We start from the raw sequence: 22,661 nt of genomic DNA, 5'->3' as shown, positions 1-22,661 counted from the left end.
GAGCGAGCCGATAGACACGGCGTGTTCGAGTTCGCTGGTGTCGATACACAGGGCGGTACAATCGATGCAGACGGGTGATTGTGATCTTGCTATTGCGGGTGGAGTGAACGCGCTGCTGTCACCCGAGTTGTTTATATCATTTGGTAAGGCCGGCATGCTGGCGCCGGACGGTAGATGCAAGACTTTTAGTAAGGGCGCTAATGGTTATGTAAGGGGAGAGGGAGTAGGGGCGATACTTTTAAAGCCCCTTGACAAGGCGATAACGGATGGCGACCACATATACGGTGTGATCAGAGGTACTTCAGAGAACCATGGCGGAAGGGCGAATTCACTGACGGCGCCTAACCCCAGGGCACAGGCAGATCTACTTGTAACGGCCTATGAGAGAGCGGGTATATTACCGGATACAGTATCTTACATTGAAGCGCATGGCACAGGTACTGAACTTGGTGATCCTGTTGAGGTAAATGGCCTTAAGAAAGCGTTTGCCGAATTATATTCAAGATCTGATAAGGTCCGGAAAAAGAGTAATTATTGTGGACTGGGATCAGTTAAGTCTAATATTGGACATCTTGAGACTGCGGCGGGTATAGCGGGGGTTATTAAGATATTACTTTCAATGAAACATAAAAGGATACCTGCATCAATTAATGTTAAGGAGATAAACCCTTATATAGACATCAAAGAAAGCCCTTTTTATTTAGTAGACAAGACATTGGAATGGTCAAATTTGAGGGACGTGGATAATAAGCCCATACCAAGACGGGCCGGAGTAAGTTCTTTTGGTTTTGGAGGTGCAAATGCACATATTGTTCTTGAGGAATATGAAGATAGTAGGGAGAGGGCGACATCTATTAATTTAAATAAACCTGATGAAGGATCTTTAATAGTACTTTCCGCCAAAAGCGATGGGCAGGTGAAAGAGTATGCAAAGAGATTAAAGTTTTTTTTGATTAATAATATTAAGGAAAATGAGCAAAATAGAGGCAGACATGGTGAGAATAAATTGACTGACGTTGAAAATCTGCCAGCCCTTAGAGATATTGCATATACTCTTCAGATAGGAAGAGAAAATTATGAAGAGCGTCTTGCAATGATAGTTAAAGATGAGAGTGGGTTGATACAAATGTTGGATGATTATCTGGATGGAAGAGATAGCATTCAAGGTCTTTATAGCGGAAATATTAAAACTAACGGAGAACGGTCGATCATTCTTGATAATGATGAAGAGGACGTGGAATATGTTAATTTTGTAGTTAGTAATAGAAAATTAACTAAGATTGCAAGGCTGTGGTTGGCAGGGATTAATATTGAATGGGACCTTCTTTATAGTGATAATCCCGCGAAAAGAATATCTTTGCCAACTTATCCTTTTGAGAGGGAGAGATATTGGGTATCATCAGTTAAGGATACAGTCGATACGGTCCCACTTAATAGCGGTTATGGAAATATTTTATATTACCAGCCAATATGGAAGAGATTAAATCTTACAGGGTCTGAAGTTAAAAGAGAAACAGGTAGTGTTCTCATTTTTCAGAAGGGAGAGGAGAGTGTCCATAATGCAGGACCTGTTACAAATGAAATAGATAGTTTGGAAGATGCGGTTTATGTAAGTCCGGGTCCCCGGTTTAGTAGGCTTTCTGAAACTGAATATCAAATAAATCCTGAAAATCAGGGAGATTATCTGAGATTGTTGGAAGAGACGTGTTGCCAAAAACCCGGCCCAGTCAGTATTATTCATCTATGGAACTATTTATCAGTAGACATTTCTGAATTATGCAAAGATGATATAAAAGAGGATCTTAACAGAGGTCTATTTTCAATATTTTATCTCAGCAAGGCGATTATTGGACTTAAATTCGAGAAAGGATTAAGAGTATTATATCTATTTCACCGTTCCAAAAAGATTACCCAGCCACAGGATGCTGCCGTATCCGGATATGCGAAAACAATAAAGCTGGAACATCCGGGGTATGATTTCAAAGTAATCCAGGTTGATCGTAAGGAGACGGATACAGAAGTATTAAATATTGCAATCAGGGAGTTGCATTCTGTTGAGAATAATGACCAAACCGAAATATTATACAAGAATAATAAACGATTTGTCAGGAGGGTTTCAGAATTAGATATCAAAGAAGATATAGGAGATAAACAAATTCCTCTCAGAGAAAAAGGTGTGTATTTGATCACTGGCGGGACCGGAGGCATTGGCTTAATCTTTGCAAAATATTTGGGTGATAGATATCAAGCCAGGTTAGTCTTAACCGGAAGGTCCCATCTTAGTAAAGAGAAGCAGGAGAAGATAAGAGAGATAGAGAAATCAGGAGGAGAAGTTATATATGTACAATCAGATATATGCAAGTCGGATGATATGGAAAGAGTCATTAGGGCCACCAGGGAAAGATTCAAGAAACTTGATGGGGTAATACACAGTGCCGGGGTAATTGATGACACATTAATTATAAAGAAAGAGCGAGATTCGTTTGAGAATGTCATTAGTCCGAAGCTTTATGGATTGCTAAACCTTGATCAAGTGACAAAGGACGAAGATTTAGATTTCTTTGTATTATTTTCTTCACTTTCTTCAGTAATAGGGAACATAGGGCAGTGTGATTATTCAAGCGGAAATAGCTTTATGGATAGTTATGTGGAGACGAGGGAGTTATTAAGGGCAGAAGGTAAGAGGAAGGGGATTAGTCTATCTATCAATTGGCCGTTATGGAAAGAGGGTGGAATGGCTTTGAGCGTTGAAGCAGAACAGATGATGCTCAATTCATATGGGATAAGAGTGCTAAACAGTGCACAAGGGGTAAAGGCATTTGAGAGCGCATTAGTCTCAGAACAACCACAAGTTATTGTTATTGATGGTGAAAAGGACAAGGTAGATAAGTTACTACAGGTGCAGCATACGGAAAAAAATATTATCACCTCTGATACGGTCGCTGTTGCCCGGGATTTAAAATGTGAAAATGAGAAAACGTTGAATGTCGTGGCTGGTAAGAAAGAAGATATCAGTATGTTTTTACTGAAAACTATCTCTGGAATTATGAATATTGACATGGATAGGATTGATCCTGATGCAGATCTGCATGATCTGGGAATAGATTCTATCCTTGGAATGCAGATTGTGCAGGAAATAGAGTCATATTACGGATTGAAACTATATCCACGAGAATTACTGGAATATAATACTATTGAAAAGTTAACAAGCTATCTGGAAAAGGAACTGACACAATTACAACCTGTAACTATTCAGGAAAAAGCAAATGACAATGGGGCAAAGCGTGAAAAACCTCTCATATACATATTAAGTACTCCTAGATCCGGATCTACCTTACTACGGGTAATGATGATGGGGCATTCAAAACTATTTGCTCCTCCGGAATTGTATCTCTTGCCATTTGATACATTGGAAAAAAGGAAAGGTTTGCTGACTAAAAGCAATCAAATATATTTCAGAGAAGGGTTCATTGAGGCGATTAAGGATTTAGAAGGGTTGTCTTTAGAAAAGGCAAAGGAGAGAATGCAGGAGTTAGAAACGAAAAACCTGACTATTTCAGAAAGTTACCAATACCTGCAAAAACTTGCAGGTGACCGTTATGTTGTGGACAAATCTCCTTCTTATGCAATGGATAAGTCAATACTGGAAAGAGCAGAAGAGATTAGTCAAAATCCTTTTTACATCTATCTGGTACGTCATCCTCTTGCGGTTATGGAATCGTTTGTGCGTAATCGGTTTGATAAAATGTTAGGTATTAAAGAGGATCCCTGGTTGTTCTCGGAAAAGATGTGGAGAGAGATGAATGCAAATATACGGTCTTTTCTATCAACAAAACCTCAAAACAGATGGGCAGAAATACGTTATGAAGATCTTGTCAGAAATCCTGAAAAGACCATGAAATCCTTGTGTTCTTATTTGAATATAGAATTTGAAAAGTCGATGTTGTCTCCATATGATGGGAATAAGATGACAAAAGGCATTCACGGAGTTTCAATTCAAATAGGAGACCCTAATTTTACAAAGCACCGTAAGATTGAGTCAAAATTTGCAAATATTTGGGAGAAACATTTAGATAAATCAAACCAGCTTAGTCCTCAAACAATTCGGCTAGCTGAAGAATTAAATTATAAAATTAATACTTCAAAAGGTATAAGACTTTCCCCATCGCAGACATCATTTCTGGACCGTTTTGGTCCAGACCCGGTCTGGTATATCGTACAAAGCTATAAAACACATTTTAATGAAGGGTTTGAAATTGGGCGATTTAAAGACAGCCTTCAGAGGGTTGTTAACAAACATGCAGTCTTACGAAATACTTTCTTATTGGAGAAGGGAAAATGGACACAGTATGAACAGGAAAACACGGAACCTTCTGTTATTTACGAAGACGTATCAAACCTTGATGATAATGCGAAGCGGAAACGGTTCAAAGATATTGAACGGAAATTGAATAGAATGTTAAAGATCCATACTGCGCCTTTATTATCGTGTGGAGTTGCTGCATTGGGGGAGGGGCAATATCAGGTTATTTTTGTCATACATCATCTAATAGCCGATGGTGCGTCCATTGAGTTAGTGCGTAAAGAGTTATTTGAATTCTATCAAAATCCTGAAATGAATATTGGAGAGATAGATCGTCAATATGCAAAATATGTTGATGAACTATTCCAGTTAGAGAGAAATGGAGTAATTGTAGACCATGAAAAGTTTTGGAGTAAACGAATAGAAGGTATACAGAGGAAATTCCCCGTTGATTTTAACAATGGGCCTAATAATATTGCTTCAGAGAAAGAATATAGCGCCAGATATTCATTTGCTGAATTAGGTGTCGAGGATTCAAGGCAAAAAAGTAGTTTTTTTGATTATCTGTCTGTGGGGCTATATCACTGTCTGTCTAAGTGGTCGAAACAGAAAAAGCTCGTAATTACTCATCGTCTCCACCGCAGAGACACAGGCTTGAATGGACAATATCATAATGCTATGGGATGGTTTGCCGGAGATGTTCCTATCTCTTTAGCGTTTGAACAAGAAACATCGGTTAGGGGGCTTATTCAGGATTTTAAGGAAAAATATCGGCAAATACCGATGGGAGGTGTGACCTATGAAATCCTTTCGAACCAGGGATTGCTGCCTTATGCTCATGAGATTGGGCCTGTTCGCTTGAATTATCAGCCTGAGATCAATACTTCGAATATTAAAAATGTTGAAACCCATATTTTTGAATCACCTGGCCATGATCGTCTTTATTTATTGGATTTGATAGTAAGAATGAGAAAAGATCATCTTGTATTGATTGCTAGATATTCCAGGAATAAATATCGGCACATTACAATAAAAAAATTAGTCAGCGAATGGATGCAGATGACAAAGCTGATAATTAAAGATAGTTTCGATAGTCACAAAAAGCATAATCCTTGATAAGTGGTCATCGTAGCCACATGAATTACCTGGTTGAGTACATGTTTAGGAATTTTAAAGTTTTTGAAACTATAGGGTTGCATATTAGCAAAAAAGTCGTTGAAGGCCTGATTTGATACATAGGAAATATTTACGTTTGGTAGGAGCAAGATTTGGAAAGTATTTGTCTCGTATGGCGATTACCGTTGTCTGTTTTATCATTTTTTTTCTATCGGATTGTCAGATTCTGCTTACAGAAAGTTGTAAGAAAAGAGGTCAGACGTCGGTCCAGCTTAGGTGAACCTGTACATTGGTTGGGATTGTCCGAAGCATTGAAACAACCTATGGGTCTGGTATACATCATGGTTACCGGACCACGATGGAACTGTAGTGCCGTTATCGGTGTTTTAGGCGGGTCGTTAAAGGTTGAGTCAAGTATTGATATACAAATAGAAGCTGCCAATCGGTCGGCAAAACAGTGGACGTTAGTTATTTACAATGAATGCCATCAGACTGTTGCTTATGTCGGTTCTATGAATACGGCAGAAGGAACAGAATGGCAGAAGGTAAATCTGGAAGAGGGCCTGTATAGTATTGGTTTACGTTATTATAATTGCAGTCATGATGTAAAATTTCCAGCGGTCAGAGTGGACAATATTGAAAGAGTTTCTTGCCGTTCAATGAATAATGAAATGCAAGAGTACCAGACATATTTAAAACAAATAGAAAACAAACGTGGTTTTTTTTATTACTGTCTGCACTATTACATGTTCCACATGCTAAGATGGAACAAGTTTTTTTCGGCCTCTCTTGTTACGAGCGAATTTTTACCAGTTGGAAACCCTGAGACGTTATTTGAATACGGTTGTCTGACAAAAGGGAACTCTCTCCATGTAGATTTTGAGGCAGATGTATTAGATAGAGCATATATCTACCTCGCTTATTATAATACATGCAGTTTTCCGGTATTTTGGATTAGGATTGATCAAACAGGTTATCTGAGTCAAACTGTTCCTTGTGATGGATATTACTTAATAAGAGTGGTCTACAAAAATGAGGTTGAATCCGCCACCTCTTCAAAAAAAATTCAGTGTAAAGTTATACAGAAAATCTGAGAGATTATAAATTTCTGACTTTCTATCTGTATTAATATAATCTATTTTACTATATTGTGTAATTTAGCGTATAATATACGGCTACTTAAGCATCTGAATTTGGGGTCTTCTGCTTGAATAAATAGATAAGCTGGAGTGGTGGCTAATTTGAACATTTAGTAGGGGGGGGTGGAGTATGACGAAGATATATGTCTTTCCTGGTCAAGGGTCTCAGTCTGTTGGTATGGGAGGCGATTTGTTTGATCAATTTCCTGAATTAGTGAAACAGGCCGATGATGTGTTGGGGTACTCAATAAAGGATCTTTGCCTTGAGGACCCTGAAAAAAAAATGGGCCAAACAGATTATACACAACCGGCTTTGTATATTGTAAATGCACTTACATATTTGAGTAAAACGGAGCAAGCCAGTTTACGTCCTGATTTTGCTGCCGGGCATAGCCTTGGTGAGTATGATGCCCTTTTTGCTGCTGGAGTATTTGACTTTGTTACAGGTTTAAAAATAGTACAAAGAAGAGGGCAAATTATGGTAAAAGCGAGTGGAGGAGGGATGGCTGCCGTTATAGGTATGGAATCGGATAGAATTAAGCAGGTTTTAGAAGGTTCAGGATTTGACGAAATTGATGTTGCTAATTATAACTCTCCAACACAGACTGTTATATCAGGGCTTAAAGAGGATATTGATAGTGTTAAGACTGTTTTTGAAAATGCAGGAGCTAGAATGTTTATTCCATTAAAAGTGAGTGGGGCTTTTCATTCACGTTACATGCAAGCAGCACAAAATGAGTTTGCCGATTTCCTGAGACAAATTGAATTTAAACCATTGGAAATTCCAGTCATTGCCAACTACACTGCTAAACCTTACCAAAACGATGAAATAATGAATAACATGATTCAGCAAATCAGCAACCCGGTACGTTGGGTAGAATCTATTCAATATCTAAAGCAGCAGACTGCACCGGAGTTTGAAGAAACAGGCCCTGGTAATGTATTATCCAGACTGATAGCACAGATTAAATAATAAAAATCATGAATATTGCTGAAATGATCACTCTCCAGAATGATAAGCTCAAAGGGCTTGCAAAACAACTAACATTGTTATCTCCGGAGGGCTTGGGTAGTCAAAGGTTCATAAAAGAGCACAACCTGAAATTTGCCTATGTGGTAGGCGGAATGGTGCGGGGCATCTCTTCGGTAGAAATGATTACAGCAGCCGCAAAAGCTGGGATCCTGGGATTTTACGGCACCGGGGGATGCCAGTTAGACCAGATACAAACTGCTATCTTGGCGATAAAAGAAAACCTGCCGAATGGTGAACCTTTTGGCATGAACCTTTTATGTAATCTTGTAAGCCCCAGGCTTGAGGAGCAGACGGTTGATCTCTATCTTAAGCATGGCATTACTATAATTGAGGCGGCCGCTTACCTTCAAGTTACCGAACATCTTGTCTACTATCGTGTAAAAGGTACCAGACAAAATGAAGATGGGAGCATAACAGTACCTAATAAAATAATTGCCAAGCTGTCACGTCCGGAAGTTGCCGTACAGTTCTTAAGTCCTCCACCTGAAAAATTAGTAAAAATACTTGTACAATCCGGTAAGATAACCAAACAAGAAGCTGAATTATCTGCTAAAATCCCCATGGCCTCTGATATTACCGCAGAAGCCAATTCCGGCGGGCATACTGATAATGGTGTTGCTTATGCATTGATCCCTGCTATTATGACGATGAGAGATGGAGCGATGGAACAGCACGGATATCCCGAAGAAATACGTGTTGGGGCTGCTGGTGGGCTGGGAACACCACATGCAATTCTTGCTGCTTTTATGATGGGGGTTGATTATGTGGTTACCGGTTCTATAAACCAATGCACTGTTGAGGCAGGAATCAGCGATCAGGTGAAAGACTTGCTGGCTGATATGAATATTCAGGATACTGAATTTGCACCGGCTGGAGATATGTTTGAGTTAGGGGCAAAGGTGCAGGTACTGAAAAAAGGGGTATTTTTCCCCGCCAGGGCAAATAAATTATTTCAGTTGTATAAGTTTTGTAACAGCGTAGATGAGATAGACGCAAAAACAAAGAAACAGATTGAAAACAACTACTTCAAGAGAAGTTTCGATCAGGTATATGAAGAAACAAAAGAATATTTTAGTAAAATAGCGCCTTTAGAAATTGAAAAAGCAGAAAAAAACCCTAAACATAAAATGGCTTTAATCTTCCGTTGGTATTTCTATCATACAACTAAACTTGCTTTTGAAGGAGATCCTGAGAATAGAGTTGATTATCAAGTACATTGTAGCCCCGCATTAGGGTCATTTAATCAATGGGTAAAAGGGAGTAAATTAGAGAAATGGAGAAACAGGCATGTAGATGAAATAGCTGAAATCATAATGTATAGTGCCGCTTACCTCTTAAATGTCAAGTTTTTACTATTACAGAAGGTAAAGATTCCTAAAGAGTTACTTCGTCCAGTTATAAGCAGAGATGGGTCAAAGATTGTTGAAAATAATTAATGGATCAGGGTCAGTCATTGCAAATAAGCATTGGCAGTGTTTCTTGATATTGCTATATTTTTATTTATGCCAGGGAAGCCACGAATTGAATATGACGGATCAGTATATCATGTAATGTGTCGAGAAAAAAACAGGCGGGAGGAAATTTACCGTGATTTAAGGGAGTTTGATGCGGACCTGGATAAAGTGAGTCATGAGATTATGGATTTACCTAAAAGATGCATTCATAAAGACGGTTTTATGTAGGATGGGCAAAGCGAAGCGTGCCCATCTTTAGACTGTTGCCTGTTACGTTATAGCGTTTTCAGAAAAGACGAGAGGTTAACATTTTTACCAACAATACCTAATTTATTTCTAATATTGGCGCGATGCCTTTCTGCAGTTCCATAGGTTATATTTAAAAGGCCTGCAATTTCTTTGCTTGTAAGACCATTTCTTATCATATCGCAAATCTCTATTTCTCTAGACGTTAATTTTGATTCTATTTCAGTTAGTTTTATTCCAAAAGAAGAGGTTAACTCCCGTATGTTTTTTTGTAATAAATCAATATACTTGCTTAATTCTCCTTTTAGTTTAAGTTTTTGAATTATTGGTAATAGTAGATTTTCTGCATTGACTATTATATTGTCTTCCATCTGTTTCTTTTCAATCTCAATTTGTCCAAGAACTTCTCTCATGGCATTATTCTTTAGTTCTAAATCCTTTTTCTGTTCCTCCAGCGTCTTCTCCGCTTTTTTATACTTTGTTATGTCACGAACGTATTCAACAAGGCCGGTAATATTATTCTTGTCATCTTTTAAAGGAAAAGTATGCCTCTCAAGAAAATTAATTCCCTCTTTTGGTCCTGTATACGTTATCAATTCATACTCATATGTGTCATTGTTAAATGTTCTAATAACAGGGCAGTCTAAGCAAGGCTCGGATTTCCCGTAAAATACATTGTGACATTTTTGTTTGACGAGTGGCAAACTGTGAGAATACCATTTTTCCATTGTCCTGTTTGCTTTTATAATATTATATTCTAAGTCTATAATACATATACCATCTTGTATTCCGTTAAAAACCGCTCCCAAAGTCTTCTTGCTTATAAGTAGCTCTTGTTCCAAAAGTTTACGTTTGTCAAGTTCTTTTTGTAGTATTCTGTTTACGTTTAACAGATTGTCTGAACTCCTTAGCACACGTTGTTCCAGATATTTGTTAGTTGCCTTAATACTGTCGTCTGATTGATTTTGCATGTTGATCTCTCAAATGATGCCCGGCATCACACTCCTGCCATTAATCACAAAAACATTAACTCTGGTTTCGAAAGGAAAGTTGTTTCATCGTTTTTAGTTTATTTCAAACCGGATTAATGCGACTCGTCATTATTAATCCAATTTACTTTTTTCATAATTTTTTACAATTAAAATTCCAGATTATTGTTACGTTGTTATACAAAATACCTGTATTGATTTACTTAATACCGTTTTCCTTAAAACATCTTATGTATTTCTTGTCAGTTACTTGAATGTGTTTAACTAACCATTGCTTTAAATATTCAAGGATTTCATTGATAATTTCAGAATCACCGCCAACTACCCTGTTTTTATAATCTAAACTATTGTTGGTAAAATCGATGTGCTCATTTCTATGAGTCTTATACCCGGTAAAATTAAACTCTTTCATATAACGTTCTTCAAGTTCAAAATGTTCAAGAGCATATTCAGTCATTTCATCTAATATTTCCAATACATCTTTTGTCGTCCTACCGTGTTTTTTCGCTATAATCGCCTTATTGATAATCTCAAAAAGTTTTTTGTGCTGTTCATCGATTAGAGATATGTTCACACTATATTTGTCATTCCATTCAATCATATGGTTATCCATTAAAAATATAAGTGGCCTTCCATGCATTATTCTTTAATATTACAGAGGCAGGGTAAACGAGAATGTACTTCCCTTTCCCGGTTTACTTTCTACCCATATCCTGCCACCATGATGCTTTACAATTTCTTTACAGATTGGTAACCCAAGACCTGTTCCTTTCTGCTTTCCTTTAATAGCTGTGCCAGATTGTTTGAATTTATCAAATATCTTCTCATGGTCACCTTCAGGTATACCCTTACCTGTATCTATTACACTTACGGTTATTTCGTTATTTAGCTTCCTTGCCTTGCATGTAATGGACCCATTCTCTGTGAACTTAATTGCATTTGAAATCAGATTAAGAACAACCTGTTCCAGTCTGTTCTTGTCAACCACAACTTCAGGCAATTCGTCCTCGATATCAATTATTAACTCACAACTGTTTTCTTCAAAATAACTATGAGTGAGAGTTTTTGCTCGTTGCATAAGCTCAGTCACTGAAACGTGTGCCATTTTCCACTCCATTTCTCCGCTTTCTATTTTTTCTATATCAAGAAGATCGTTTATAAGATCTGTCAACCTTTTACCCTCTAATATTATGGTGTCAAGGCCTCTTTTCACTTTTCTTATTGACTGTATAACCTTGTTGTCCTCAGTTTTAACATTTGGGAAAACTGTATCTCGAAGTCTATTGTTTATAATCGCTGCATAGCCTAAAACCGCAGCAAGGGGTGTTCTTAATTCGTGTGATGCTACGGATAAAAATTCTGTCTTCCGTTGATCTTTTTCTTGAAGTTTCTTATTTGCTTCTCTTAACTCAATAGTTCTCACATCTACTTTTTCTTCCAGTAAAAGGCTGTACTCCTTTAATTTTTTTGCCTGTGCTATCAATTCATTTTTTATGTTCATTTCAAAGGTTCTATCCCTGATTATTCCCGTAAAAGAATATTGTTTGTTTTCAAGTTTCTGAGTAGACAAAGATAATTCTATCGGGATTTCCTTTCCCTCTTTTGTCTTTCCAAAAGCCTCAAATGGCTTGTTAATGAATTTGAATTGGCCAGTGTGCAGAAAACGTTTTATTCCATTCTCATGTCTTTTTCTATATCTTTCTGGAATAATGGTTGTTATCGGTTGACCTATTATCTCACTCCTTGAATATCCGAAAATCTTTTCTGCGGAGCGATTCCAGACTCTAACTATTCCTTCTTCGGAAATAGAGACAATGGCATCCTGGGCAGTCTCTATCATGTTTTCTGAAAATTCTTTTGCTCTTTTTAACTCTAGATCAATTTTTTTCTTTTCTGTTATATTTTTCTGTTGTCTAATGGCACCTTGAAATAAACCTTCCTCATCAAGAAGAGGGTATATCAGCAGGAGGTGAATTCCTCCAGTAATGGGATCATCAAATTCTTCATATACAGGTTTTAAATTCCTCATGCATTTTGTAATTGAACAATGATGTAATGCTTTGTCTGTGCAACGAAATATCTCAGAGCATTTTTTGTCATATAGATGTTTTTCATCTATGTTAAACTCTTCGTAAAATGCTTTATTTGCCCTGACAATTTTAGAATTCTTGTCATGGATTGTAATAATATCAGGAATTGCATCAAAGGTTATTGTCCATTCTTCACTACTCCTTTTTAACTTAAATAAAGGCATATCGTCATTCTTAATGGAACGGATGTTATAAGAACTTGCTTTCAAGTGTTTATTCAACTCTGAATTAATCAGCGTTCCCAGTTTCTTAATATTATCCATACTTTTATAGTCCATTATCGGACCCGCTAAATCATCTCTTGCAATTCTCCTGGTTACTTCTGTCGCTTTCGCTAAAGAGGCAGTAACTCCTTTAGAACTAAAGACGGCAACCAGTACAATAGCTATAATGCCGGTAGCTCCAATAATGATTGCAACGTTTCTTAAATATGAAGTCGGAGCAAAGGCTTCAGAGACACTTTTGCTTGCCACTAAAACCCAATCCATCTCTTCAAAGTATTTATAGACCCCGAGCACTGGTATATTTCTGTAGTCAGAGTATATACCGGTCATAACCATTCTATTATTGAGTGCCTCGCTAACACCTTCCGTATTAACAACCTGTTTATACATGGCATCTTTTATGAATCTTGATCCAGTAATCATTACTTTATCTTTATTTACTATATACATCTCTCCACTTTCACCTAATCCATCCAGTCGTTTGTTCTCTACAGACCCTTCTTTTTTCCTTAAACTGATAGCGCTATCGAGACACTGGCCGTTATATCTATTAACAATTATGCCAATTGGTTCCTCTCCTCCATTTCTTAAAATGATCCTGGCTACATCAAAGAACGCATTGTGTACGTCTTCTGAAGAGCAACGTATATCAGTTATGTTAGATCCGCTTCTGATTGTCTCTGAAAAATATGTTTCATTAGAGACATTACTACCTAATATGCTGGAATCTGTTGAACTGATCACCATACCGTCAAGGTCAATGATAAATATGTCGAGAATATCAGGGTCAAGGGGTTTCTTGCTTGTAACAAGATGATTATTTAAGGAATTGGTATAATATTCTATCTTGTTATCATTATTTCGGGCAATTTCTTCTGTAAAGTTTCTTATCAGTCCATCAGAACTAAAGGCAAACGTAAAGACTTGTTTTCCTGACAAAAAAATCTTTACATTATTGTACAGATCTTCGGCGGTTATCTCTAATTGATAATAGGTATTTTTTCTTACCACTTTATAGGAATAAATATAACAAAATACTATCAAAACAATTATGGTTAAAATAGAAGGAAATAAAAATCTGGATAATATTTTGTTTTTTATGTTCATTATTGTGACTCGCAGATATCCATAATGTGTAGAAAAGAATAATTACGAAACTATTGCTTTCTATCCTGTCTTTGCTGTAATTTTCTTTAGTAATTTTTCTTTTGTAACGAACTTATCAAGAAATGTAAGGTTTGATCCATCATCTACTATCATTATGGTATTAGCCATTTTTTTCATCTGAGAGTGTGTTACCTTTAGTTTGAATTAAAAGATATTAACATTAAAAATTTTTACACTTAGTAAGATAATTAATTTTGTTTGAAGATTTAGTTGACCATTAATACACAGTGTCACTGCATAAAAATTACGATTTTTGTTAAATGAAGTTTCTGGAAGGTAAAAGGGAGAAATTAAAGTAAGGTAATTGTTGCTTCTCATTACAATACTCCATGGAATTAAACTTTGAATATTATATCTCATTGCAGAAAAATAAATGTTTAAAAATACCTAATTTAAACAAAATTGTTTTATAGTCAACATGACTTTATCATACACTTACCATGTATTAAATGTACATGGTAAGTGTATGTGTCTAGGAAACAGGCGGGAGGAGATTAAATGTTATACACATAATCTATGATTAAAAAGTTTATAAAGAATAAATATGTTAATGATCACTATCGAGTTGGCATCATTAGTGGAGGGTATGGTGGGTTGACAGCAGCCTTAAACTTGAATGCATCAAGGTTTTGCGTTACCTTATTTGACCAGAAGAAAAAATTTAACTGGTTGCCAGATATTCATGAATTAGTTTCAGGTATGAAGCGGGAATGTGATCTGCAGTTCTCTCTGGAAGGACGGTTGCTCCAATTGGGGCATACTTTCTGCAACAAATCGGTTACGTCTATAGACCCCGATTGTAAGCAATTAGTTACAGAGCAGGCAAAAAATCTATCAGTTTGATTTTCTCATAGTATCGGTAGGCGGTGTAAAAAATACTTTTGGAGTGAAGGATGCTATCCTTATTATTCAGAAAAACTCATTAGTTTCTTAGGGTCTTCTGGAGTAGCTATCCGTTTTATGTAAAAACAACTAAAAGACCAGCATGAAAGTAACCTGGGCTAACAAGAAGATCATTGGAGCCATTGCCCAGGAAAGCTCCTGGGACTATGGCACCTGCATGGTATATTCGAAGCAAAACAAGGGTGAGTAATGGCTTGCTATCAGAACACATATTCTATAGATGCGGACTTTGAGGATCTGGTACGTACAGAGCTCTACATCTTCGAGTTGATGGGTAACGGATCAAACTCCCGTCTTCGATTCAGAGTGCGGCGCTCCGAATCCTCGATGTGTCAACGGCAGGACAAATTCTCGTTGATGGAGAGCGAAACGTTCCAGAATCCGCATACCTCGGTCTGATGGTTCTCAAATTCGTCTGGTAATGAGGTAAATAGTGTTGTCCCTCGCAAATATTCATTTCATAATATCTAATTTTAATAATAATTTGTCAGAAGAGGATCGTTTTGATTATGTTTTCTTGGACTTTAGCCTGAATTGGAGAAATAGTTAATAACCATGAATTAATATTTGCATTAATACTGTATATACCGTACTATACGGCTATTTACTAGTTATTAAATAGTTAATACTATGGCTTATACTGTAGAGCAGAAAATAAAAGGTAGGATATACCTCTACAAGGTAGAAAGTTACTGGGATAAAGCAAAAAAGCAATCACGTCAACGAAGAACCTATATCGGTCCAAAACGGAACGTAAATAAGGATAAAACCAAGCAAATCCGTTCCAGTTTGGTCTCAAAAGGACAAGGCAACGTCTTTTTGCTAAGATTTTTATCAGACAAGCTTGGATTGACGGAGATTTTAAAATCTCTCTTTCCTGATAACTATCAAGAGATATTAGCATTAGCATTTTATGAAATTATAGAAGCCTCGGCCTTGTACCTGTTTCCTTATTGGCTTGATGAGCATAATTTGCCGAGAGTTAAAAAGATGTATTCTCCTGACATATCAAAACTGTGTGATATTTTGGGAAGATCGCAATCACAAAGGGTAGAGTTTGTTCAAAAATGGATAGAACATTTAAAGCCAATCAGCGGGATATTTTACGATATAACTTCTATTTCCAGCTACTCTACAAACGTTGATTTTATAGAATGGGGTTACAATCGTGATAAAGAGAATCTACCTCAATTAAATATGGGAGTAACATTTTGCCACAATCACTCTTTACCCATTTATTACAATTTATACCCTGGAAGTATTGTAGATGTTACTACCTTAAAGAACTGCGTTGAGTATTTGAAAGTATTCAAGCTAAAAGACATTTTGTTTGTGCTGGATAGAGGTTTCTTTAGTAAAGCAAATGTATTGGAAATGAATAACAGCAAAAGCAAAGTGTCCTTTGTTCAGCCACTGCCTTTTAGCTTAAAAAAAGTAAAGACTTTAATAAAAAAAAATAAACGATTATTGTCAGATCTTTCCAGTGCCTTTAAATTCAATGAAGAGATACTGCATTACCAGCAAAGACCTTTTGAATTTGATGGAAACGAATTTGACGCACATATTTTTTTCAATGAAAAATCTGAAGTAGAACAAAAACATAATTTTTTCTCAGTATTATTCGAATACGAGGAGAAGTTTAAGGATAAAAGTTTTAAAGTGCTTAAGGAATACCTGAAATATAGAAAGTTAAATATTCCAGAAAAATACAGAGATTATTTTAAATGGAATAAAACGACATTGCGGATAGAAAAAAATGCAAAAAAGATAAAATCGTTTATTTATAAAATGGGAAGCTTTGTGTTAATAACAAACAAACAACAAATGGACAAAGCGGAAGTATTAAATCTTTATCGCCAAAAAGATCAGGTTGAAAAAATGTTTGATATATACAAAAATGAAATGAATGGAGATAGGTTGCGAGCACATAGTCAATATAATGTCGATGGCCGTTTATTTATAAAATTTGTTGCGTTGATTATCTATGCAGAAGCATCAAGAGTTATGAAGGAAAAGAAGTTATTTAACAAATACACAGTAAAAGAATTATTTGCTGAACTCAAAAAATTAAAAATCACTCACATAGAGAAAAACGATCCGATTCTCAGCGAATTATCCAAAAGACAAAAAATTATTTTTGATGCTTTCGGCATCCAGGAAGACACATTGCATAGTTATTAACTTTTTTCTCCCATTTAGGCTTTAGGAGATGAAGTTTATTTGTATATAACAAGAGATAGGGAGGATGAATGGGATAAGACTTGCTGTCAAGTAATTGTCAAGTAGGAAAAACAGAGAGTAAATTTGCCTCCCCATTCTGGCCTTAAACCTAAACAAACCAAACCAGTTACAACTAAACAAATTACAACTAAACAAAAAAACTCTAACTCTTATTTCGCTTGTTCGACAAGCAAGGGGTCACTGGTTCGAGTTCAGTATCGCCCATATTGATATATAAGGGCTTAGGACAAGCGGTAGGTGGTAAAATCCTGCATGGTGTGATCTATAATAGATTCAAGTAATACCAAAAAACAAAAAAAAGATTTTGCTTACGCAAATACTTAACCGGATGACTCTGAATATGACCGATGTTCTTTGAGTATTTTATATTGTTTGCTTCCACCTTGTAATCAATTATTGAAAATATTTTTTGTTAAACTACTAATTCTTCCGTAATTGTTAATCACAAATTGTGTAATTTCGATATTAATCTGGATTTTCTCAAACCACACTAACCTTAACTAAACTGTCCATTACAATCAACAACATCTTTATGCAATCCAGAGAGGTTTGGTGAAGATAAGGTTTGTTTTCCGGTTGCTACAAGCCGGGTTATTTATAAATATGCTTTGTCCTTGATTTTCTCACTGACAGATATATTATTAAATAAGTATATACTTTTTAAAACAGATTAGTTAGGAGAAGAAGTGAATAAATTAAAAGTACTATTCCTGGCCTTGATATTATCTACTTGTTTTACTATTTCCGGATTTGCAGATGAAGTAACAAGTTTAATCAAGGAAGCATTAAAGCAATATAAAAATGGTGATTATGTTGAGTCTACAAATAATCTTGAATATGCTTCTCAGCTGATACGTCAGAAAAAGCAAGATAAGTTACTGTTCTCCCTGCCACAACCTCTCGATGGTTGGAGGTCGGAAGATGAAGCCAATCAGGCAGATGGGACTGCAATGTTGATTGGCGGCACTACGGTACAACGGAGTTATTACAAAGGTTCAAGTGTAATTACTATTGGGATTATCGCAGATTCTCCTTTTTTACAAAGTATAATGTCGTTGTTTAATATACCTCTTATTGCAACAGCAAGCGGAGGAAAACTGGAAATAATAAAAGGACAAAAAGCTATTGTTACTTATAAACCAAAAGACAAACAGGGAGAAATAAAAATAATAGTGGCTGGGAGAATACTAATTACATTAAATGGAACAAATGTTTCCAAAGGAGATATAATAGCATACGCTAATACTGTAGATTATAAGAAAATTGCAACTTATTACTAACCCTTCTTTTAAGAGATCTCCTCTAATATTTCTTCGTCACCATCAATGGAATATTTCGAATCGGTCACATATTCGAAGTCAGTGTTAGCGCCGGTCCAGGGACCGTATGCTGTTTCTTGTGATTCTATCTTATGCATTTGCGTTCTCTTGTATTTTAACCTTGCCATCCTTAGAGCGTTGTCCGACTCTTTTGCCCGAACGATTAATGAACCCTTGAAATTGCTTCCGTCCCAAACATCAGAACCCGGATTTCTTGGTTTCAGCTTATATATATTCATTTATTTTGCCTTCCCTTCCTGTGTATTGTGTATATTGATTTAGCTTAGATCCCTTTACGCCTGCAATTCTGCTGTAACTAAAATTCGGCAGCTCCATTCTGATTCAACATGATAGTGACAGTACAGGCACAAATCTAACCTTTAAGAATCTATACATATATAAGTATATCCAGCGTTTGATGGCATAAAGGTGTTTTATGTAAACGCATAGGAAATTTAATGTTATAACACTTCGGCTTTGCTCAGCGCGACGGCATCCTGAGTTGGATTGTACTGAGAGTCGAAGGATAACCTTTCGCTGCGAAGCGACTTAAATTGTATTTTATTTAAAGTTTTTATAAAATCCGCTTTGCAGTAAGTATAGATTATATATTATTGTTGCTGGCAGGCAAGAGTTTTATTGAGGTAGCTTGCGTTAGAGCAGGAGATATCCGCTTTTAACCTGAATACTGTAAAAGAGCTGATAAGACACAAAGTACAATGAGGGACGATCTCACCATTTTGTTTATACTTTACTTTACTTTGTTTAATAATTCATATATGCTGATTTCAGCCATAATATTGGACAATTTGTCTCAAATTGTCCAATATATCTACATTGTTGTCTAGTCTTTTGGCAAATATGGTCTATGTAGTAAAAGTGAGTGGTTTGTAATTAAAAATACTTTTAAATGATTGAAGCAATAGGTTGTTTAAGAAGTAGACAAGATAGATGACTTAATGTCTTTTTTGTATACAATATATGATATATTTAAAAATGTAAATATATCATATATTGGAATGTTAACGGCTCCTTAATTGGTATTAAATTCTTTTTAATAGATTTTACTAAGGTACAATTAATACATATTAAATTTAAAGCAAAATTTATTATTTTAATACGAGATATGGCATATTGCGTGCTATCTTTATACCACCCACTACCCACTGATTATCTTACTAAAAGTTATGTCGTTGCCGCCCCTTGTGGGTCTAAGTTGCTAAAGGCGCGATGAAGAAGACATATATCCATAATGACTCATGAAGGGCAAAATTAATATTAATAGTGGTATGCCTTTATAATTTATTTGGGGGGCAAAGCATATGAAATATAGAAAAATTATGTTTGTCGTATTAATTAGTACTTTAGCAATTACGGTTAAACAATCTTTTCTGTGGTCGGGAGAGCCGAGTGTACTTGTCGAAGAGGTTGTACTTAATGAATCTTCCTTTGATGAAATAGAAGATATTCGTGAACGAAAAATAAAACAGTGGGAGTTGATTTCACCTTCTCTCAATTTTGAAGTTATATCTGAAAGAGTTATGGGTGAGTACTGGGCGGAGTGCCTCCATGATGAAAAACGTGAATTTGTGGAGTTGTTTACTGATCATCTTAAACACGCTTATGTTAATAAGGTGAACCCTCTCCTTGGTAAGAAAATTATTTCGCTCAAAGAAAAACAGATCAATAATTTTGCTAAAGTGCAAACCATTCTTCTGGTACAGTCTGGTAAAGAGATTTCAACGGATTTTTATTTACTCCGCAAAAATGGAGAATGGAAAATCTGTGATATGGTTGTAGAAGGCGTAAGCATGGTCAATAATTACCGTAGTCAGATTATTAATACCATGGTCAACGCTTCATATGATGAATTGCTGCGCAAGATAAAGAACAAGCAAGATCGGAAATTCTATTCTAATGAACGCGGCCTCCTTGTCTCTGAACAGTCAACTGAGTATGTTGAATAGGTTTCTCAAGATAAGTGTCGGGCAAGACGATATGTGATTGTGATTATAATTTCTATAAAAAAAGGGCATTAGCAGTTAAACTGCTATGCCCTTTTTTTATAGATTTTGCGGTTACCGCTTTTGTCATACTCGAATTTTTCACCGTTTTCACGAGGACAAGCTTATCAGGTATCCGGATGGCACATTCAATCTGGATTCCCGCACAAAGCATCCGGGAATAATAGTTTTGGAACATAAATGTGTATTAAGCAAAAACCTGACCGTACGCTACAGATATTTTGTAAAGTTAAATGAGATTATGACGATAATAGAATAATAGAATTTATATAATCTTCAAAAGAAAGAGTGTGTTCATGATCAGAAGGATTCTGTTTGTAGACAATAATTCGAATACATCCCGTGAATTTAAGGAAACACTTAGTTCAGTCTGTCGAGAGTGGATGGTGGAGAGTGTTGTGAATGGAAATGCAGCGATGAACATCATGTCTGATACACAATTTGATGCTGTCATCTCAGACATACTGATACCAGGAATGGATGGTGTAAAATTGCTTGATTTTGTTAATGATCGTTATCCTGATACTGTGCGGATAATACATTCAACGTTTACCGAGCCGGAGATAGTTTTAAAGTCAAAAAATACAGTACACCAGTTTTTGATGAAACCTTGTAGTGTGGAGACGATGAAGAATACTATAGAACGCACATGCATACTTCGGGATTTACTGGGAAATGAAATTTTAAAAAAGACAATTGCAAGGATCCGGACTTTGCCCAGTCTTCCTGTTTTATATAATTTGATCGTTGAAGAAATGCACGCTCCGGAACCATCGCTTAAGAAGGTTGGTGACTTAATTTCACAGGATATTTCTATGTCAGCAAAAATCTTACAGCTTGTCAATTCCGCACTTTTTGGTCTTCCACAGAAAATTACCAGTCCACAACAAGCAGTGGTGTATGTGGGGATAGAGACTTTGAAATCACTTGTACTCTCTTTTCATGTTTTTTCTTCTTTAGAAGACGATGCGGACTCGTGTGGTTTCTCTCTGTTGAAAATGTGGAAGCATAGCTTGAAGACCAGCAGGCTTGCTAAGGATATTGCGCGTGCTGAAAAATCCGATAGAAAAGCAGCAGAAGAAGCTATGATAGCCGGAATGTTACATGACATAGGGAAGCTGGTATTACTGAAACTGCCCGTGAGATACAATGAGGTAATGAGTCTTGTTGAGACGACTGGTTGCAGTCATTCAGAGGCGGAGTACACGGTAATGAAAACCTCTCATGCAGAATTAGGAGCTTATCTGCTGGGGCTTTGGGGGCTTTCCGGTAGTATTGTTGAAACGGTTACATTCCACCATAATCCATCAAAGTTAATAAATAATATGTTTGAAACACAAAAAGATGTCTCTAAGGAGGAATCCTCTGAAACAAAAACTGAAGATATTAATTCAAACTCAGGATCAATAGAACAATATACATCCGGGTTCGCGACATTAACCGCAGTGCATGTGGCAAATGCTTTGGCAATGCAGGAGAATTGCACTTCTGAAACAACTTCCTTCCCTGAAATAGATATGCCATATTTAAAAAAACTCGGGTTGGCAGAAAAGTTACCGGAATGGGTAGGACTTTATAAAAAGACAATGCAGCTATCCGAGGCGAAATTCGGTTAATACATTATTCCGGATCATAACTGTTTATCCTCATTTCTATAATAGTACTTTATGTATATCTTTCTCAGAATGGCAACTTTTAGCTGAGCGCTTATCTCTCCATATTGTTCAACAATAACATAATTCCAGTGTATTAATTCATATTTCCGAAGTATAATACAGCATTAAAAGTAATATCTGATTATGTGTCGCCATAAGTTGATTATAATTGTAAACTGAATAATGCTATTAGATATATTTCCACTCAATACTGTCGTTTTTCCACATCAGAGATTGTCACTACGAATATTTGAACCAAGATATATCAATTTGATAGAAATGTGCCATCGGGATGAGCGACCATTTGGTATCTGTCTGATTAAAGAGGGTAAAGATGTCGGAGCACCTGCGATACCTTTTATCATTGGGACCTCTGTGGTAATTAGAGAATTTACCGAGGTAGCTGAAAATTTATTCTACATAGTAGTACAGGGAGAAAGAAGGTTCAGAATAGATTATATAGTGCATGAGCAACCCCATATAGTAGCAGAAATAGAGTGGTTGGATGGTGTAGTTCCTGGTTTTCCCGGTGATTACACCAGATTACGTAACATAATAACTGATGTTGTTAAAGATAGATGTGAAATTCCGGAAGATAACAACGAATTATTAGGGTTATTGTGCGAAATGATAGCAGTACATTCTGCTGAAAACCAAAAAATATTAGAATTGTCCAATGAGAAAATTGTACCCGCCTTAATAACGCTTTTGGAGTCTATTTAACCATTGTTTTGCCCGCTTACTCTGTAGTCTGATAT

The 22,661-nt window shown here is 36.3% G+C and carries 13 protein-coding genes and 1 pseudogene; 10 read left to right on the top strand and 4 right to left on the bottom strand.

Annotated elements, in window-relative coordinates; translation table 11 throughout:
• Window positions 1-10 precede the first annotated feature (10 nt).
• The 4 genes and pseudogenes from SCALIN_RS06120 to SCALIN_RS23340 all read left to right on the top strand — a co-directional run bounded on the left by SCALIN_RS06120 (window position 11) and on the right by SCALIN_RS23340 (window position 9,273).
• A complete protein-coding gene (locus SCALIN_RS06120) occupies window positions 11-5,419 on the top strand; it encodes an SDR family NAD(P)-dependent oxidoreductase (protein ID WP_261341000.1) in 5,409 nt (1,802 codons plus the stop codon).
• Window positions 5,420-5,571: 152 nt separating this feature from the next.
• Window positions 5,572-6,513 (top strand): DUF6208 family protein, encoded by a 942-nt coding sequence (locus SCALIN_RS06115; protein ID WP_133111707.1) that lies wholly within the window; start codon window positions 5,572-5,574, stop codon window positions 6,511-6,513.
• Between the two features lie 175 nt (window positions 6,514-6,688).
• Window positions 6,689-9,027: pseudogene (gene fabD, locus SCALIN_RS23805) on the top strand (ACP S-malonyltransferase).
• A gap of 114 nt (window positions 9,028-9,141) precedes the next feature.
• Entirely contained in the window at window positions 9,142-9,273 is a 132-nt protein-coding gene (locus SCALIN_RS23340) for a hypothetical protein (protein ID WP_261340998.1), read from the top strand.
• 47 nt (window positions 9,274-9,320) lie between these two features.
• Here SCALIN_RS23340 and SCALIN_RS06100 read toward each other — a convergent pair whose 3' ends face one another.
• From SCALIN_RS06100 to SCALIN_RS06090, 3 genes are all read right to left on the bottom strand, one after another.
• The gene (locus SCALIN_RS06100; protein ID WP_096893521.1) at window positions 9,321-10,262 is read right to left on the bottom strand and encodes a LuxR C-terminal-related transcriptional regulator; all 942 of its coding nucleotides are present in this window, start codon (window positions 10,260-10,262) and stop codon (window positions 9,321-9,323) included.
• 217 nt (window positions 10,263-10,479) lie between these two features.
• Window positions 10,480-10,881, bottom strand: coding sequence for a bacteriohemerythrin (locus tag SCALIN_RS06095; RefSeq protein WP_162532176.1), 402 nt, complete (start codon window positions 10,879-10,881; stop codon window positions 10,480-10,482).
• 51 nt (window positions 10,882-10,932) lie between these two features.
• Window positions 10,933-13,701, bottom strand: a complete 2,769-nt coding sequence (locus SCALIN_RS06090; protein ID WP_096893519.1) for a sensor histidine kinase — start codon at window positions 13,699-13,701, stop codon at window positions 10,933-10,935.
• A gap of 576 nt (window positions 13,702-14,277) precedes the next feature.
• On the opposite strand from SCALIN_RS06090, the gene SCALIN_RS06085 reads away from it, so the two are divergent.
• The 3 genes from SCALIN_RS06085 (at window position 14,278) to SCALIN_RS06075 (ending at window position 18,185) form a co-directional block, all read left to right on the top strand.
• Entirely contained in the window at window positions 14,278-14,604 is a 327-nt protein-coding gene (locus SCALIN_RS06085) for an NAD(P)/FAD-dependent oxidoreductase (protein WP_096893518.1), read from the top strand.
• A 690-nt stretch (window positions 14,605-15,294) separates the two neighbouring features.
• Window positions 15,295-16,845: an IS1634 family transposase gene (locus tag SCALIN_RS06080; RefSeq protein ID WP_096893517.1), complete on the top strand. Its 1,551-nt coding sequence runs from the start codon at window positions 15,295-15,297 to the stop codon at window positions 16,843-16,845.
• Between the two features lie 746 nt (window positions 16,846-17,591).
• On the top strand, window positions 17,592-18,185 hold the full coding sequence (locus SCALIN_RS06075) for a hypothetical protein (protein ID WP_096893516.1): 594 nt from the start codon (window positions 17,592-17,594) through the stop codon (window positions 18,183-18,185).
• An 8-nt stretch (window positions 18,186-18,193) separates the two neighbouring features.
• Here the strand turns inward: SCALIN_RS06075 and SCALIN_RS06070 are convergent, their stop codons facing one another.
• Complete coding sequence (locus tag SCALIN_RS06070) at window positions 18,194-18,463, bottom strand: hypothetical protein (RefSeq protein ID WP_096893515.1); 270 nt, start codon at window positions 18,461-18,463, stop codon at window positions 18,194-18,196.
• Between the two features lie 1,083 nt (window positions 18,464-19,546).
• On the opposite strand from SCALIN_RS06070, the gene SCALIN_RS06065 reads away from it, so the two are divergent.
• From SCALIN_RS06065 to SCALIN_RS06055, 3 genes are all read left to right on the top strand, one after another.
• Window positions 19,547-20,191: an MlaC/ttg2D family ABC transporter substrate-binding protein gene (locus SCALIN_RS06065; RefSeq protein ID WP_096893514.1), complete on the top strand. Its 645-nt coding sequence runs from the start codon at window positions 19,547-19,549 to the stop codon at window positions 20,189-20,191.
• 353 nt (window positions 20,192-20,544) lie between these two features.
• Window positions 20,545-21,864 (top strand): response regulator, encoded by a 1,320-nt coding sequence (locus tag SCALIN_RS06060; protein WP_096893513.1) that lies wholly within the window; start codon window positions 20,545-20,547, stop codon window positions 21,862-21,864.
• A gap of 222 nt (window positions 21,865-22,086) precedes the next feature.
• On the top strand, window positions 22,087-22,626 hold the full coding sequence (locus SCALIN_RS06055; protein ID WP_096893512.1) for an LON peptidase substrate-binding domain-containing protein: 540 nt from the start codon (window positions 22,087-22,089) through the stop codon (window positions 22,624-22,626).
• The last annotated feature ends 35 nt before the right edge of the window (window positions 22,627-22,661 follow it).

The organism is Candidatus Scalindua japonica (assembly GCF_002443295.1).
Taxonomy (GTDB): domain Bacteria; phylum Planctomycetota; class Brocadiia; order Brocadiales; family Scalinduaceae; genus Scalindua; species Scalindua japonica.
This window is presented reverse-complemented; position numbering and strand designations above follow the sequence as displayed.